The sequence below is a fragment of the Phaeovulum sp. W22_SRMD_FR3 genome (assembly GCF_052113705.1).
GTDB lineage: Bacteria > Pseudomonadota > Alphaproteobacteria > Rhodobacterales > Rhodobacteraceae > JBGQOG01.
Map to the genome: position 1 here is coordinate 1 of NZ_JBGQOG010000005.1, position 15,387 is coordinate 15,387.

11 protein-coding genes and 2 pseudogenes are annotated in these 15,387 nt (G+C 63.8%); 3 read left to right on the forward strand and 10 right to left on the reverse strand.

Annotation, left to right across the window (positions count from 1 at the left end; translation table 11 throughout):
- Positions 1 to 255 precede the first annotated feature (255 nt).
- The 9 genes and pseudogenes from ACEN2S_RS08090 to ACEN2S_RS08130 form a co-directional block, all read right to left on the reverse strand.
- Positions 256 to 786, reverse strand: a pseudogene (locus ACEN2S_RS08090) (transposase); the annotation flags it as partial.
- A gap of 216 nt (positions 787 to 1,002) precedes the next feature.
- Positions 1,003 to 1,806, reverse strand: coding sequence for an ABC transporter permease (locus ACEN2S_RS08095; RefSeq protein WP_441864777.1), 804 nt, complete (start codon positions 1,804 to 1,806; stop codon positions 1,003 to 1,005).
- A gap of 52 nt (positions 1,807 to 1,858) precedes the next feature.
- Positions 1,859 to 2,233: pseudogene (locus ACEN2S_RS08100) on the reverse strand (ATP-binding cassette domain-containing protein); the annotation flags it as partial.
- Complete coding sequence (locus ACEN2S_RS08105) at positions 2,230 to 3,093, reverse strand: glycine betaine ABC transporter substrate-binding protein (protein ID WP_441864780.1); 864 nt, start codon at positions 3,091 to 3,093, stop codon at positions 2,230 to 2,232. The gene ACEN2S_RS08105 and the pseudogene ACEN2S_RS08100, both read right to left, overlap by 4 nt.
- Positions 3,094 to 3,386: 293 nt before the next feature.
- Positions 3,387 to 4,334, reverse strand: coding sequence for a LysR substrate-binding domain-containing protein (locus ACEN2S_RS08110; RefSeq protein ID WP_441864782.1), 948 nt, complete (start codon positions 4,332 to 4,334; stop codon positions 3,387 to 3,389).
- Positions 4,335 to 4,355: 21 nt separating this feature from the next.
- The gene (locus tag ACEN2S_RS08115; RefSeq protein WP_441864784.1) at positions 4,356 to 5,702 is read right to left on the reverse strand and encodes an NAD(P)/FAD-dependent oxidoreductase; all 1,347 of its coding nucleotides are present in this window, start codon (positions 5,700 to 5,702) and stop codon (positions 4,356 to 4,358) included.
- 17 nt (positions 5,703 to 5,719) lie between these two features.
- Positions 5,720 to 7,228: an aldehyde dehydrogenase gene (locus tag ACEN2S_RS08120; RefSeq protein ID WP_441864786.1), complete on the reverse strand. Its 1,509-nt coding sequence runs from the start codon at positions 7,226 to 7,228 to the stop codon at positions 5,720 to 5,722.
- Positions 7,229 to 7,230: 2 nt separating this feature from the next.
- On the reverse strand, positions 7,231 to 8,148 hold the full coding sequence (locus ACEN2S_RS08125; RefSeq protein WP_441864788.1) for a dihydrodipicolinate synthase family protein: 918 nt from the start codon (positions 8,146 to 8,148) through the stop codon (positions 7,231 to 7,233).
- 243 nt (positions 8,149 to 8,391) lie between these two features.
- Positions 8,392 to 8,952 (reverse strand): helix-turn-helix domain-containing protein, encoded by a 561-nt coding sequence (locus ACEN2S_RS08130; protein ID WP_441864790.1) that lies wholly within the window; start codon positions 8,950 to 8,952, stop codon positions 8,392 to 8,394.
- 190 nt (positions 8,953 to 9,142) lie between these two features.
- Between ACEN2S_RS08130 and ACEN2S_RS08135 the strand changes: the two genes are divergently transcribed.
- Positions 9,143 to 11,584 carry a GcvT family protein gene (locus ACEN2S_RS08135; protein ID WP_441864792.1) on the forward strand — a complete coding sequence of 814 codons (2,442 nt, stop codon included), beginning with the start codon at positions 9,143 to 9,145 and terminating at the stop codon, positions 11,582 to 11,584.
- A 32-nt stretch (positions 11,585 to 11,616) separates the two neighbouring features.
- A complete protein-coding gene (locus tag ACEN2S_RS08140) occupies positions 11,617 to 14,067 on the forward strand; it encodes a GcvT family protein (RefSeq protein ID WP_441864795.1) in 2,451 nt (816 codons plus the stop codon).
- On the opposite strand, the gene ACEN2S_RS08145 is transcribed toward ACEN2S_RS08140, so the two are convergent.
- Positions 14,034 to 14,306: a hypothetical protein gene (locus ACEN2S_RS08145; RefSeq protein WP_441864798.1), complete on the reverse strand. Its 273-nt coding sequence runs from the start codon at positions 14,304 to 14,306 to the stop codon at positions 14,034 to 14,036. The genes ACEN2S_RS08140 and ACEN2S_RS08145 overlap by 34 nt on opposite strands.
- A gap of 147 nt (positions 14,307 to 14,453) precedes the next feature.
- On the opposite strand from ACEN2S_RS08145, the gene ACEN2S_RS08150 reads away from it, so the two are divergent.
- Positions 14,454 to 15,359 (forward strand): LysR substrate-binding domain-containing protein, encoded by a 906-nt coding sequence (locus ACEN2S_RS08150; protein ID WP_441864800.1) that lies wholly within the window; start codon positions 14,454 to 14,456, stop codon positions 15,357 to 15,359.
- Positions 15,360 to 15,387 lie beyond the last annotated feature (28 nt).

Sequence of the window (15,387 nt, forward strand, 5' to 3'; positions counted from 1 at the left end):
TTGAACTCGCGGCTGAACTTCCGTCTCGTCATATCCACACTCCAGTTCCTTGGTCACGATCTTATCTTCGTGTCCACGAAACCGGCAGCAGCTCACAGAGCGCCAAGTGGCGTGAGGCCTGGTCTCGCTTGGGCCCATGTGCCGCCTCCGGCACTGCCCGAGGCGAACAACGTCAATTGAGCCGAGGTGGAAGCGATCGTCGCCCATATTGAGCGCCTTCTTGTCCGGGAGGGCTACGACAGCACTACTGGCGTATGCTGCTTGTCGTTGATGGTTCAAACGGCGGTTTTGGATGGCTTGCAGTTTGATCCGCCTCCTTTCAGCAAGGGTGGTTTTGCCACGGCCAAGGCAGACGTCTGCCGGGGTCAGGTTGCCGATGCTCTTGTGATAGTGGCGGTTGTTGTATTGCTCGATGAGGGCGGCGATGGCGGATTTGAGCTGCCCTCCGAAGAAGGGGTTTTCGAGCAGGATGCGGTTTTTCAAGGTCTGGTGCAATCTCCCGATTTTGCCCTGGGTCTGCGGATGCATCGGCGCGCTGCGAACATCTGTCATGCCCTTGTCTTCGAGATATTCGGCCAGATCGCCAGCGATGTAAGTCGGCCGGTTGTCGCCGAGCAGACGCGGTTTGTGCAGAACCTTGGCGCTGTCGCAGCCCGATGCAGCCAGAGCGATGTTGAGCGTGTCGGTGACATCCTCGGCCCGCATCGTGCCGCAGAGCTTATAGCCAATAACGTAGCGCGAGTAGTCATCCACAATCCTGGACACATAGAACCAGCCCCAAGGCACGCAAGCTCGCTATTGTCGCGGTCGCGCGCAGGCTGATCACCATCGCAAACGCAGTCCTTAAAACAGCGCTTTCGTGGCGTAGTGGGGCCCCGCCCAAACACAGGTGCGAACATGGGCAATGGCACTAGGGTCGCCCCAGTTCGGGCCGACCCTAAATCCAGAGAAATCGGCCCGGAAAAGCAGCATCAGGGCTGCAAACGGGGTCTCAAATTTCGACTATGAGAGGACACGCCGCGTGATCCGGTCGGCGAAAATGGCCACGGCCACGATCGACAGCCCGGCGCGCAGGCCCAGCCCTATTTCCATCCGTGTCAGGCCACGCGTCACTTCCGCACCCAGACCGCCCGCGCCGACCAGTCCGGCCAGCACGACCATCGCCAGCGACAGCAGGATGGTCTGGTTCAGCCCGACCAGCAATGTCTTGCGCGCCGCCGGGATCTCAAGTTTCGTCAACACCTGCCAGCGGCTGGCCCCGGAGGCCTGGCCGAGTTCGATCAGCTCTGTCGGCACCTGCTGAAAGGCAAGGGTGGTGATCCGCAGCATCGGCGGGATGCCATAGACCACCGTGGCAATCAGGGCGGGCACTTTGCCCAGGCTGAAGATCATCACCGCCGGAATCAGATAGACCCAGGGCGGCACCGTCTGCATGATGTCCAGCAGCGGGCGCAGAACCCTTTCAAAGCGGGGTATCCGGGCGGCAAGAATGCCGGCCGGAAAGGCGATCAGAACGGACACCGAGACCGACACGAGAGCAATGGTTTCCATCGACTGCTTCCACAGCCCGAGGCAGACCAGCGCCAGCGCAGCCAGCCGGGGCCCTGCCGTGACCAGAAGCAGGAGCGTCACGCCCAGCAGGACCATCCAGGGGGCGGGCCAGCGCAGCAGGGTTTCGGCGCCGCCGACCAGATGCTCGACGCCTACGCCGATCACCACGAAAACGGCATGCGCATTGGCATTCAGCCAATCCAGTGCCTGCGCCAATGCGGCGCCCGGCGACACAAGGGGGGTGGGGGTGGCCATCAGGGGGTCTCCTTGCGGGCGGCGCTCTGGCTGACAGGGCCCGCAGGGCCTTGCTGTCAAGCTGACCGATGTCGCGGCCCTTGACCGAAATCGCGCCGAGGCTGGGTTCGATCAACCGGTTCAGCAGGCGCACCAAGGTGGATTTGCCGCTGCCCGACAGGCCCATGATGCAAAAGATCTCACCGCGCCGGATCTGGAAGCTGGCGTCGGACACGCCGACGACGCAATTGTAATCGCGCAGGATTTCACGTTTGCCCGCGCCGCTTTCGCGGATGGCGCGGATGGCCTCCCCGCTGCGGTCACCAAAGATTTTCCAGACATTCCGGCAGTCGATCAGAATGTCTTGCGTGGGGCTGTTCATGGCGCTCTCTTCGTCTTGGGGGCCAGAGGGGAGAGCGGCCCGGTTGCCCGGGCCGCTGCGGGTCATTCGGATTTGATGTCTTCCCACCGCGAGACGAGATCGGCATGGTCCGCGATCCAGTCCGCGACAGCGGTGTTCATCGTCTTGCCCTCGTTCACCGCCGCATTGATGGTGGTGATGTCATTCAGCGGCACGAAGACCGAAGCGATGGCTTCGCGCGCGGTGGGTTGCGCGGCCGAAAAGCCCTTGGTGCCGATCCAGTAGTAGCTTTGCGCCGCCGGGAAGATGCCCTTGGGGTCGGCCAGGAATTTCAGATCATATTTCATCATCATCCAGGACGGGTCCCAGACGGTGACGGCAATCCATTCCTTGCGGTCGCTCGCGGCTTTCAATGCGGCGGTCATGGCCCCGGTCGAGCCTTCGACCAGTTCGAGCCCGAGGCCATACTCCTCAACCGCCGTGGCCGCATCGCGCATCAGGCCCGAGCCCGGCTCGATGCCGATGATCTTGCCGCCGAATTCCGCGGCATGGGCGTTCAGATCTTCAAGGCTGGCGATGTCGACGTAGGAGGGGACGGCAATCGCCTGATAGAGCCCGTGCGAGACCGGCGAGATCTTCTCGAGCGCGTTCATGTTCTTCACCCAATAGTCATGGGTGACGTAATCGGTCTGCGAGGCGATGATGTCGATGTCGCCACGCGTCAGGGCGGCATAGGCAATACCCCATTCGGAGAAATCGGTCACCTCCACGGTGAAGCCTTTGTCCTCCAGCACCTTTTTGGTGATGCCGGTGATCGGGGTCAGGTCTTCCCAGCTCATGGTGCCCATGTGGATCACCTTGTCGGCCGCCGCGGCGGGCAGGCCTGCGGCCAGGGTGAGGGTCGCGGCCAGTGCCATCGCGCCAACGGCGCCAGAAATCTTCGTCATCGTCATCTCCACTGTTGTTCGTTGCGTTTTGTGGTGTGGAAACAGCGGCCGGGTCAGGCTGCGCGGGACATGCATCCGCCCTGACCACACAGGACATGTGCGGCGCCGGTGAAACCATCGAAATGTGCGATCCGTTCTCCCATGTCCGGGCGCTTCTGCGGTCGCCTCGGAGTCCGATATGTCCGGAGTTTCACAAGTATCCTTGCGTCATGCCCTGATCGGCAAACGAGTTTTTCGACCGGCTCTGCATTAGAAAAACTGCTGCACCTGGGGGCAGAGCCGGGGGCGCTGGGTCAGTTTTCCGCCCCGGGACGCAGGCTGGCCAAAAGATGCGCCACGAATCCCGCAACCGCCGGGCGGCGCAGCGAGGCCTGCCGGCAATTGAGGAAATTGCCGCGCCCGGCGCCGATGGTACCGGGATGGGCAAAGACCAGACTGCCCTCGGCCAGCGCGCGGGCGACCATGTGGTGCCAGCCCAGCATGACGCCTTCGCCCGCCTGGGCCGCCTCGATCAGCAGCCCAACCTTGTTGGTGGTCAGGCTGGAGGGCCCCTTGGCCCAGACACTGCCCTGCGCGCGGAACCACTCGCTCCAGCCCAGCGGTTGCCAGCCGATGGCGTCGGCGTTCCAATGGCTGTCGTGCAGATGCAGCAGATTTGCCCGGTTCAGGCTGTCGGTGCTGTCCAGCGGGCCGTGGCTGGCCAGATAGGCCGGGCTGCACACCGGCTGCGCGATCTCGGGAAACAGGAAATGCAGCTCCTCGCCCACCTCGCAGCGGTCATTGCCGCACACAAACGCCAGATCCACCTGCGCATAATTGCGCAAGGTATCATCCGCATCCGAGGCCAGAACGACAAAACCCACCTCCGGGTGCAGGGCGCGGTAGCTGTCGATCAGCGGTTTCAGCCAGAACCGCGCCATGCCATCGGTGGCCGAGAGGGTGACCAGCTGCGGCTCTTCAGCGCCGGTGATCGCGCCAACGGCGGCGGCAATCGCATCCAGCCCGTTGGTCACCGACCCGACGAGGGTCTTGCCCGCTTCGGTCAGTTCCAGCGCATTGTGTTTGCGGATGAACAGGGGCCTGTCCAGCGCCGCCTCCAGCAGGCGGATCTGTTGGCTGACGGCGCCCTGCGTCACGTTCAGCTCACGGGCTGCGAGGGTAAAGCTCAGATGCTTGGCCGCAACTTCAAAGGTCGCAAACGAGCCCAGCGAGGGCAGGTGGCGGCGTCTGACCTGTACCATTTGGACCTCCTGACTGCAGGGTTATTCGCGGCGGGACTGCCATTCCTTGGCGCGAAGATAAAGGTTCGCGCCGATCGTGTCGAAAGGATGTGGCGGCAGGCGCGCGGGTTCCGCTTCGGCGGTAAAAAAGCGGGTGATGTCGCTGGTTGTGCCGCAGGCCAGTTCCGCCGCGCCAATCCCGGTCAGGGTGCCGCGCGCGGTGCCAAGCCCGTTTTGCACGCAGGCGGCATAGAGGCCCGGCTCCAGCGCGCGCATCACCGACACGCCGTTTTTGGCCAGACACAGATGCCCCGACCAGGCATGCGCGAAGGGCAGATCCCGCAGCATCGGGAAGCGGGCGTCGAATTTCGCCCGCATGTGCCGCACCAGCCGCGCGAGATCCCTGGCCGAGGTGGTCATGCCGGGGCGGTAATAGCCGCCCTGCCGGATGATGATGCGGTGCCCCCCTTGCGCGGGGCTGATGCGGCGCACGGTGGTGCCCATCGGATCGGCCGGGGTGATGCCCCAGCAGTCGGCACCGCCCAGGGCACGGATGTGATCGGCGGAGAGCTCTTCGCTCATGCAGGCGTTCAGCATGATGTGCATCAGGCGGCCCTGCTTGAAGCCAAAGCTCTCAAGATGGCCGTTATTGGCCAGGATCACCCGTTCGGCGGTCAGGCTGCCCCCCGGGGTGGTCAGCCGCCAGCCATTGCCCTGCGTTTCGATCCGGGTGACGGGAGAGCGTTCGTGGAGGGCGACCCCGGCGGCTGCGAGGCCCGCGGCCAGCCCCAGCGCATAGCCTGCAGGCTGGATCATCGCCGTGCCGGGCGTGTAGAGGCCGCCGTGGTAATAGCGGCTGCCGGTCAGATCCTGCATCGCCTGCGCGTCCAGCATTTCGAATGCTTCGCCCAGATCGGCGAGATGTCTGGCATAGCCCGCATTGGCCGCCAGACCCACGGCCGAGGCCGCGCCATTCACCTTGCCGCTGCGCTGGAACCAGCCGCGGGGAATGTCATATTCCTCGACCGCGGCACCCGCAAAATCAATGGCATGACGGTTGAGCCGGGTCAGCACGCGGTCCCGGCTTTCGCCGCCCGCGGCATAATCCGACGCGGTCAGCTCATGCGGCAGATCAATCATGAAGCCCGAATTGCGCCCGGTTCCCCCCTCGGCCAGCCGCCCGGCTTCCAGCAGGGTGACCGACAGACCGGGGTCGAGCTGGCGCAGGCGGCGCGCGGCGGAGAGCCCGGCATAGCCTGCGCCGATGATGGCAATATCGCAGCCCGCCGCGCCCGTGAGGGCAGGGTGCGGCGGGCGCGGCGGGAGGAGGGCCGCCCAGCCCGCCGCGCCGTTGAACTGCGGCAAGCTTTTGGCATCACGCTGGAACATCGGGGTGCCCTCCGGGCTTAATCGAGCGACGACCCGCCATGATCGGTAAGATCGAGCCAGATGGTCTTCAGCTGAGTATATTGATCATGGGCGTGGATGCCATTGTCGCGCCCGCCGAAACCCGATTGCTTGTAGCCGCCGAAAGGGGTGGAAATGTCCCCTTCGCCAAAGCTGTTGACGGTCACGGTGCCCGCCCGCAGCATCCGGGCACCACGCAGCGCCCGTTTGCCATTGGCGGTGAAGATGCTGGCCGCCAGCCCGTAGTCGGTGGCATTGGCGATGGCGATGGCCTCTTCGAAACCCGCCACCTCGATCACCGTCAGGATCGGGCCAAAGATCTCCTCGGCCGCCAGCCGGTTGTCAGCGGCGCTGACCTCGACAATGGTGGGTTCGATAAAGCCCTCGGCCACGATCTTGCCGCCCAGATGCAGGGTTTCCGCGCGGGCCGCCTCGAGATAGGTTGAGACTTTGGCAAAATGCGCGGGAGAGACCAGCGCGCCCACGCGGACCGACGGGTCCAGCGGGTCGCCGACATTCCACGCGCGGGCATGGGCGCGGACACGGTCGAGCAGACGCGCCTTGATGCCCTTTTGCACGATCAGACGGCTTGCCGCCGAGCAGTTCTGCCCCATGTTCCAGAAGGCACCATTGACCACATGCGCGGCCACCGCATCCAGATCCTCGGCATCGTCGAGAACGATGCAGGGGTTCTTGCCGCCAAGTTCCAGCACGATTTCCTTGAGGTTGCTGTCGGCGGAATAGTGCAAAAAGCGCCGCCCGGTCACGGTGGAGCCGGTGAAGGACACCATATCCACATCCGGATGGCGGCCCAAAGGCTCGCCCACATCGCTGCCCGAACCGGTCACCACATTCAGCACGCCGCGCGGCAGGCCCGCCTCAGAGGCCAGCTCCGCCAGGCGCAGCGCCGTCAGCGAGGTTTCGGCGGCCGGTTTCACCACCACCGAACAGCCCGCCGCCAGTGCCGGGCCGATTTTCCACGCCAGCATCAATAGCGGGAAGTTCCAGGGCAGCACCAGCCCCACCACGCCCACCGCTTCGCGCACCACCAGCGCCAGATGATCGTCCGAGGTCGGCGCGACCTGGTCGTAGATCTTGTCGATCAGCTCTGCATGCCAGCGCAGCACATGGATGGTTTCGGGCACATCCACGGTTTCGCAATCATAAATGGTCTTGCCGCTGTCGAGGCTTTCCAGCACCGCGAGCTCGCGGGCATTGCGCTCCATCAGCTTGGCCAGACGCAGGAGCACCTCCTTGCGGGTGCCGGGGTGCAGACGCGACCAGCGGCCATCGTCGAAGGCCTCGCGCGCCTTGGCGACTGCCAGATCGACATCTTCGGCGGCGCAGGCAGCCACCTCGCCCAGAGCAACGCCGGTGGCGGGATTGGTGGTGGTGAAGGTCTTGCCCGAGGCGGCGGGGCGGAAGCTGCCGTCGATGAACGCATTGCAGGGCAGTTCGAGCGCGGCGGCAATGGCGCCATATTCCTCGCGGGTCAGCAATTCGGTCATGCTCAGTTCCCTTCCTTGATCGCGGCCAGCGTGCATTTCAGCGTGCGGATCACCTGTTCCAGTTCACGCTTCTCGTCCTTGTTCAGGCCCAGAAGCGGCGGCCGCATCCGCCCGGCCGAAAGCCCGGTGGTCTCCACCCCATGCTTGACGCATTGGATGAATTTGCCGCCCTGCTCGAGCACCCGCATCAGCGGCAGCATCGCGGACATGATCCGGCGGCCTTTGGCGAAGTCGCCCTCGATCACGCAGGTCTTGTAGAGATACACATGCTCTTCGGGCAGAAAGTTCGACCCGGCGCAGATCCAGCTGCGCGCGCCCCAGGCAAAGAATTCCAGCGCCTGATCATCCATGCCGCAGCTCATCTGGATATGCGGATAGTCCCGCGCCAGAAGATGCACACGGTTGATATCGCCCGAGCTTTCCTTGATGCCGATGACATTGCGCGAACGGCCCACGCGGTCGAGGAACTCGCGCCCCATCTCGACGCTCATCCGGCCCGGATAGTTGTACAGGATGATCGGCAGATCCGCCGCGCGGTCGATGGCGAGGGCATTCAGCGCATTCTCGCGCTCGGTCGGCACCGAATAGGGCGGCGTGCCCAGAAGGATCGCCTCCGCGCCCATGTCGCGGGCACCCCGTGCCAGCGCGATGGAATCCGCTGTGCGCATCGCGCCGGTACCCACGATCACCGGCAGACGCCCTGCGGTTTGCTTCACGATGAATGCCGCCAGCTCAAGGCGTTCTTCCACCGTTTCGGCGTAATTTTCGCCGGTGGACCCGCCCGAGATCACCCCATGCACCCCGGCGTCGACCAGCCGCTCGATCAGTGCCGAAAGCGCAGGGTAATCGATGGCCCCTGTCGCATCAAAGGGCGTGATCAGCGGTGTGTAAATTCCCTCCAACACCAGTCTCGGTGCCATAAGCTGTCTCCTTGCTGGTACAGGCGCCGTGAGGAGGTCTTGGATCTGCTCAGTTCGGCGCGTCTGGGTCAGCTAAAGCCAGCGACGGCCCGGCGGCAAAGCAGAATTTTGACGCGGCAGGTATTAGTTTTTCTAATTCGCTAACTCTGTCCGGCGCGGGCGCCCTGAGCTGACCGTCCGGCTTGCCGCTGGGGGGATCCACCGCATCAAGGCACTGCGCTGCACTTCACTGCACTGGACGCATCAGTAAATCGGTGGCGAGACCACCCAGATAATCACGGCGGGGACGCTGCCCTCATTCTTCCAGCCGTAGCTCTTCTGCTGGAACTGGAAGCTGTCGCCGGTTTCAAGCAGCACTTCGAGATCGTCAATGCGCAGCGTGAGCCGCCCCGCAATCAGGATTCCGCCGTCCTCAGAGGCCCGCGCCGTCTTCATGCCGCCGCTGTCGCCGCCCGGCGCGAAGGTCGATTTAATCATCTCGAAACTGCCGCCCAGCGTTGGGGACAGCAATTCTTCGGTCAACCCGGTCTCCGTGGTGCCAAGCGTCATGCGGTCTGCGGCGCGCATGATCAGGCCGCGTTCCTCGGGCCTCTGGTTTTCAGAGCGAAAGAAGAAGCTGATGCTGACGCCGAAATGTTGCGCGATGGCTGAAAGGTCGTTGATCGAGGGCATGGTCTGGCCGCGCTCGACCTGACTGAGCCAGCCGACGGATCGTCCAAGGACCGTCGTCAGCTCCTTGATTGTGATGCCGCGCGACTTGCGCAAAGCACGAATATCGTTTCCAACCAATGTGTTGAGGATCAAGTCTCAGGAAGCCTTCTGATGCCGCGGCCCATAATCGTCGCTGCGCCGCTCAAAAACAAGGCTCCAATCGCGGCAGAATAAAAAATCGACGCCAACTTTTCGATTAATGAAATTTAGTATTTGATTTTCATTTTCAGGCGCGACATGGTCACTTTATTCACAATAGCAGCGACCGAGCAGGAGATCGTCAATGTCCGCCTTTCCCGCCTCAGCTAGGGTTGTCATCATCGGCGGCGGCGTCGTCGGGGTCTCTGCACTCTACCACCTCGCGAAAGCGGGCTGGAGCGATTGCGTGCTGCTTGAGAAGAACGAACTGACTGCTGGTTCCACCTGGCACGCGGCAGGGAATGTTCCGACCTTCTCTTCCAGCTGGTCCCTGATGAACATGCAGCGGTATTCAGCGGAACTCTATCGCCGCCTCGGCGATGAGGTCGACTATCCCATGAACTACCACGTCACCGGTTCGGTTCGGCTTGGCCATACGCCCGAGCGGCTCGACGAATTCCGAAAGGTGGTGGGCATGGGGCGGCGGCAGGGCATGGGAATGGAGATCCTGAGCCCCGAGCAACTGCAGGAGAAATATCCCTTTGTCTCGGCCGAAAACCTGACGGGGGCGCTCTACGATCCGAACGATGGCGACATCGACCCGGCGCAGCTGACACAGGCTCTGGCCAAAGGCGCCCGGATGGCAGGGGCCCGGATTGAACGGTACTGTCCTGCGACCGGCGTGCGGCGCGAGGGCGAGGAATGGGTGATTGAGACGCCAAAGGGCGAGATTCGCTGCGAGTATGTCGTGAACGCGGCCGGTTACTACGCCGCCGAAGTGGCGCGCTGGTTCGGGCGCGAGCTGCCGATGGTGGTTATGAGCCATCAATACATGCTCTTCGACACCGTGCCGGAACTGGAGGCGTGGTCGAAAAAGGTGGGCCACAAGTTGCCGCTCCTGCGCGACGTAGACAGCAGTTACTACCTGCGGCAGGAGAAATTCGGCTTCAACCTCGGCCCCTACGAGCGCAACTGCAAGGCGCATTGGATCACGCCGGAAGACCCGTTCCCCGAGGACTTCAGCTTCCAGCTGTACCCCGATGACCTCGATCGGCTCGAGTGGCACATCGGTGACGCGATGGCACGGGTTCCCCTGCTGGAACAGGCGCCCCTGACCAAGGTCATCAATGGTCCGATCCCCTATACGCCCGATGGCAACCCGTTGATCGGCCCGATGCCGAGCGTGCCGGATGCGTTCGAAGCCTGCGTCTTCACTTTCGGCATCTGTCAGGGCGGCGGCGCGGGCAAGGTGCTGGCCGAATGGATCATCGAGGGCCGCACCGAGTGGGATATGTGGTCCTGCGATCCGCGCCGCTTCACCGGCTTTGAGGATCGCGACTATGCGATTGCCAAGGGGATGGAGATCTACGGCAACGAATATGCCATGCATTTTCCCCATCACGTCTGGCCCGCCGGTCGCGGCAAGAAACTGTCACCGGTTCACGATCGGGTTGCAGCCCTCGGTGCGCAGTTCGGTCCCTACAACGGATGGGAGCGTGCGCTCTGGTATGCGCGTCCGGGGGACGCCATTTCTGAGGCGGCACAGAAGACTTGGCGGCGCGATGGCCCCTGGTCGGGCGCGGTGGGCGAGGAATGCGAGGCGGTGCGCGATCATGCGGGCATTCTCGACCTGCCGGGCTTCTCTCGCTTCCATGTGAGTGGCGCAGGCGCGGCGGATTGGTTGTCGCGGCAGATTACGGGCCGTGTGCCAAAGATCGGGCGGATCGGCTTGGGCTATTTCGCCGATGACGCGGGCCGGATCGTGACCGAGATGTCACTGGCGCGGCTGGGCGCGGAGGAGTTCTGGCTGATCACCGCGGCCGCCGCGCAGTCGCATGACCGGGAATGGCTGCTCAAGCACATGACCCCGGGCCTGACGCTGGTTGACGAGACCACCAACTGGAGCACGCAGATCCTCACCGGCCCGAAGGCCCGCGCGATCCTGGCGCAGGTCACCGGGGCAGATCTGTCGCTGCCGTGGCTCAGTCTGCAGGAGGCCGAGATCGCCGGGCGTCCGGTTCGGCTGATGCGGGTGAGCTTTGCGGGCGAACTCGGCTGGGAGATCCATTCCCGCACAACGGATACGGCGGCCATCTGGGATCGGGTCTGGGCGGCGGGGTCAGGTCATGGCCTGCGCGCCTTCGGGATGTTCGCGCTCGATGCGCTGCGCATCGAAAAAGGCTATCGCGTCTGGAAGGGCGATCTTTCGACCGATTACAGCGTGCTTCAGGCCGGTCTCGGGCGCTTCATCGACTGGACAAAGCCCGATTTCCGGGGCCGCGACGCACTGATGGCTGAGCGCGAAGCCCCGCAGCCGCGCCGGTTCGCGGTGCTGCAATTCGACAGTCCTGATCATGACGCGCCGTATATGGCCTCGCTCTGGACGGGCGACCGGATCGTGGGCGAGGTCACCTCGTCAGGTTGGGGCCATCGCCTGAACGCCTGCCTCGGCCTCGGCATGCTCGATGCCGACCTGAACATCCCCGGCACGCTGCTGGAAGTGGAGATTTTCGACCGTCGCTTCCCCGCACAGGTGCTGGGCGAGGCCGGTCTCTGGGACAGCAACAACACGCGGCTCCGGGCCTGACCGGCAGCCATCAGTGAACGAAAGAAGGCATCATGGTCAATTTTCCCACCCAAGCGCGGGTCGTCATCATCGGGGGCGGCATTTCCGGCTGCTCGGTCGCCTATCATCTGGCCAAGCTCGGCTGGAAAGACATCGTGCTTCTGGAGCGCAAGCAGTTGACCTCCGGCACCACCTGGCATGCGGCCGGTCTGGTCGGGCAGCTGCGCGCAAGCCAGAACATGACCCGGCTGGCCAAATATTCCGCCGATCTCTACACCAAGCTCGAGGCCGAGACAGGGCTCGCCACCGGTTTCCGGCAATGTGGCTCAATCACCGCCGCGCTGACGGGCGAGCGGCGGGAAGAGATCCTGCGGCAGGCGAGCCTCGCCCGCGCTTTCGGGGTCGAGGTGAATGAACTTTCCCCGGCGGAGGTGAAGGACCTCTATCCGCATCTCAATATCGAGGGCGTCACGGCAGGCGTGCATCTGCCGCTCGACGGGCAGGCGGATCCGGCCAATATCGCGCTGGCACTGGCCAAGGGCGCGCGGATGCAGGGCGCGCTGATCGTCGAGCAGACCAAGGTCACCGGCGTCACCAAGGCGGGCGGCCGTGTGACCGGCGTCAATTGGCAGCACGGCGAGGAGCAGGGCCATATTGCCGCCGATATGGTGGTGAACTGCGGTGGCATGTGGGGGCGCGATCTGGCCCATGAATCTGGCGTCACCCTGCCGCTGCATGCCTGCGAGCATTTCTACATCGTCACCGAGAACATCCCCGGCCTGACGCAGATGCCGGTGCTGCGGGTGCCGGATGAATGTGCCTATTACAAGGAGGATGCCGGAAAGATCCTGCTTGGCGCCTTCGAGCCGGTCGCAAAGCCCTGGGGGATGGCGGGGATCCGCGAGGATTTCTGCTTCGACCAGCTCCCCGACGATTTCGAGCATTTCGAGCCGATCCTGGAGATGGGCATCAACCGCCTGCCGATGCTGGCGGAAGCTGGCATCCACACGTTCTTCAACGGGCCGGAGAGCTTCACGCCGGATGACCGATACTATCTGGGCGAGGCGCCGGAGCTCAAAGGTTACTGGGTCGCCGCCGGCTACAACTCCATCGGCATCGCCTCTTCGGGCGGGGCTGGCATGGCGCTGGCGCAATGGATGAACGATGGTGAGCCGCCGTTTGACCTCTGGGAGGTCGACATCCGTCGCGCCCAGCCTTTCCAGAAAAACCGCCGCTATCTGCGCGAGCGGGTCACGGAAACCCTCGGACTGCTTTATGCCGACCATTTCCCCTATCGCCAGCCCGCCACCGCGCGCGGGGTGCGCCGCTCGCCGCTGCATGAGCATCTGAAAGCGCGCGGGGCGGTGTTCGGGGAATCTTCGGGCTGGGAGCGGGCAAACTGGTTTGCGACCGAAGGGCAGGAGCGGGATTATCGCTACAGCTGGAAGCGGCAGAACTGGTTCGAGAACCAGCGTGCCGAGCACATGGCGCTGCGCGAAGGCGTCGGCATTCTGGACATGACCTCCTTTGGTAAGATCCGGGTGGAGGGGCGCGATGCGCTGGCCTTCCTGCAACGGCTCTGCGCGAACGAGATTGACGTGGAACCGGGGCGCATCGTCTATACGCAGATGCTGAACGCCAGGGGCGGGATCGAAAGTGATCTGACAGTGACGCGGCTGACGGAAACCGCCTTCTTCCTCGTTGTTCCCGGCGCCACATTGCAGCGCGATCTGGCCTGGCTGCGCGGGCATCTGGGCGAAGCCTTCGCTGTCATCACCGACATCACGGCGGCCGAGGCGGTATTGCCGGTCATGGGGCCGAAGGCGCGCGATCTGCTGGCGCTGGTCTCACCCAATGATTTCTCCAACGCCGCGCATCCCTTCGGAACGGCGCGGGAGATCGAGATCGGCATGGGCCTCGCCCGGGCGCATCGGGTGACCTATGTGGGCGAGCTTGGATGGGAACTCTACATCCCCACCGATCAAGCGGCGCATATTTTCGAGACGCTGCTCGAGGCGGGCGAAGAGGTCGGGCTGAAGCTCTGCGGCCTGCATGCGATGGACAGTTGCCGGATCGAGAAGGGCTATCGTCATTTCGGCCACGACATCACCGATGAGGATCACGTTCTGGAGGCGGGCCTTGGTTTCGCGGTGAAGACCGGCAAGGGCGATTTCATCGGACGCGACGCGGTGCTGCGCAAGCGCGAGGCTGGCCTTGGTCGCCGGATGGTCCAGTTCCGGCTGAAGGATCCTGAGCCGTTGCTGTTCCACAACGAGCCGGTGCTGCGCGACGGCAAGATCGTCAGCTTCCTGACCTCGGGCAATTACGGCCATGCGCTCGGCGGTGCCGTGGGGCTGGGTTACATACCGCTGCGCGAACCGGGCGAGAGTGCCGAGGCGCTGTTGGCCTCGCGGTATACGATCGAGATTGCGGGGAAGGTGGTCGAAGCCGAAGCCAGCCTTGCTCCCCTCTACGATCCGAAATCCGAGCGCGTGAAGGCCTGACTGTACCGCCCCGCGTTTGCGGGCAGCGTCGCCGTGATCAGACAGCCCACTTCCGGCTCAATTCCCATCTGATTGGCCACGGCAATCGCGCTGCCCGATTTGTGCGTGAACTCTGCTCGGATCGCCCCAAAGATCGGGGCCGCATCTGGTTTCAGCCCAGCCCTGAAGTCCCCCTGCGGCCCTGTGGCGGCCAGAACCGCCTCTGGCACCGCACAGGCCTCTGCCGTCGCTTGCGGCAAGGGGGCCTTCGGGGTGACGCGGCTCCCTTCGGCGGTGCTTTGGCGGAGGACGCCACAGTTTCCCCCTTGGCGTGGCGGGAATGCTTGCTCACGGCGCGAAAAACCGGGACACCCGGGGGCAGGGTCCGCAACCGGAAAGCATGTGCCATGACACCATTCCGCGCCATCGCCGTTTTTTACCACGTCGCCACCCTCAATTCGGTGGCCGCTGCGGCCGAGCATCTCAGCGTCACGCCCTCGGCGGTCAGTCAGCAGATCCGCGCGCTGGAGGAGCAGCTGGGCACCACGCTGATCACCAAAGTCGGCCGCAAGATCCGTCTGACCGAGGCGGGAGAGCGCTATTTTGAGCTGATCGCCGATCAGGTGGCGGGGATTATCCAGTCTACCGATCATATGCGCGGCTCAAAGACCGCCACCTTGCTGACCATCCGCGCGACGCCGACCATTGCCACCAAATGGCTGCTGCCGCGGCTGCCCGGCTTTCTCGAGGCCAATCCCGGCATCGACATCCGGCTGGACGGCACCAATGAACCCACCGATTTCAACCGCGATCTGGTGGATCTTGAGATCCGCCACGGCACCGGACGCTGGCCGGGGCTGCATGTGACGCCGCTGGTCGAAGAGATGTTTTTGCCGGTCTGTTCGCCCGGGCTTGCCGATCCCTATTCGCTGGAGGCGGCCGATCTGTTGAAGTTTCGCCTGATCCATTCGGTCAAGGCGCAGGTGCAATGGACCGCCTGGTTTTCCCACTTGGGGATCGTCGAGGAGACGCCGCTGAAACGGCTCTATTTCGACCGCTCGCATATGACGGTGGATGCCGCCGTGCTGGGCATGGGGGTGGCGCTGGAAAGCAATCTGATGATGGAGCGCGAGCTGAAAGAGCGGCGGCTGATAATTCCGCTGCGCGAGGTTCCCAAAATGCTGATCTCCACCCAATGGCTGGTCTGTCCGCATGCCAATCTGCGGCGCAGCCGGGTGCGCCGCTTCGTGGACTGGATCGAGGCGGAGGCGCGGCTCTGGCATGCCTCGGTGCCCAGCTATCAGTTTAGTTAGGCTAAACTATCCGGCAGAAAAGTTAAAT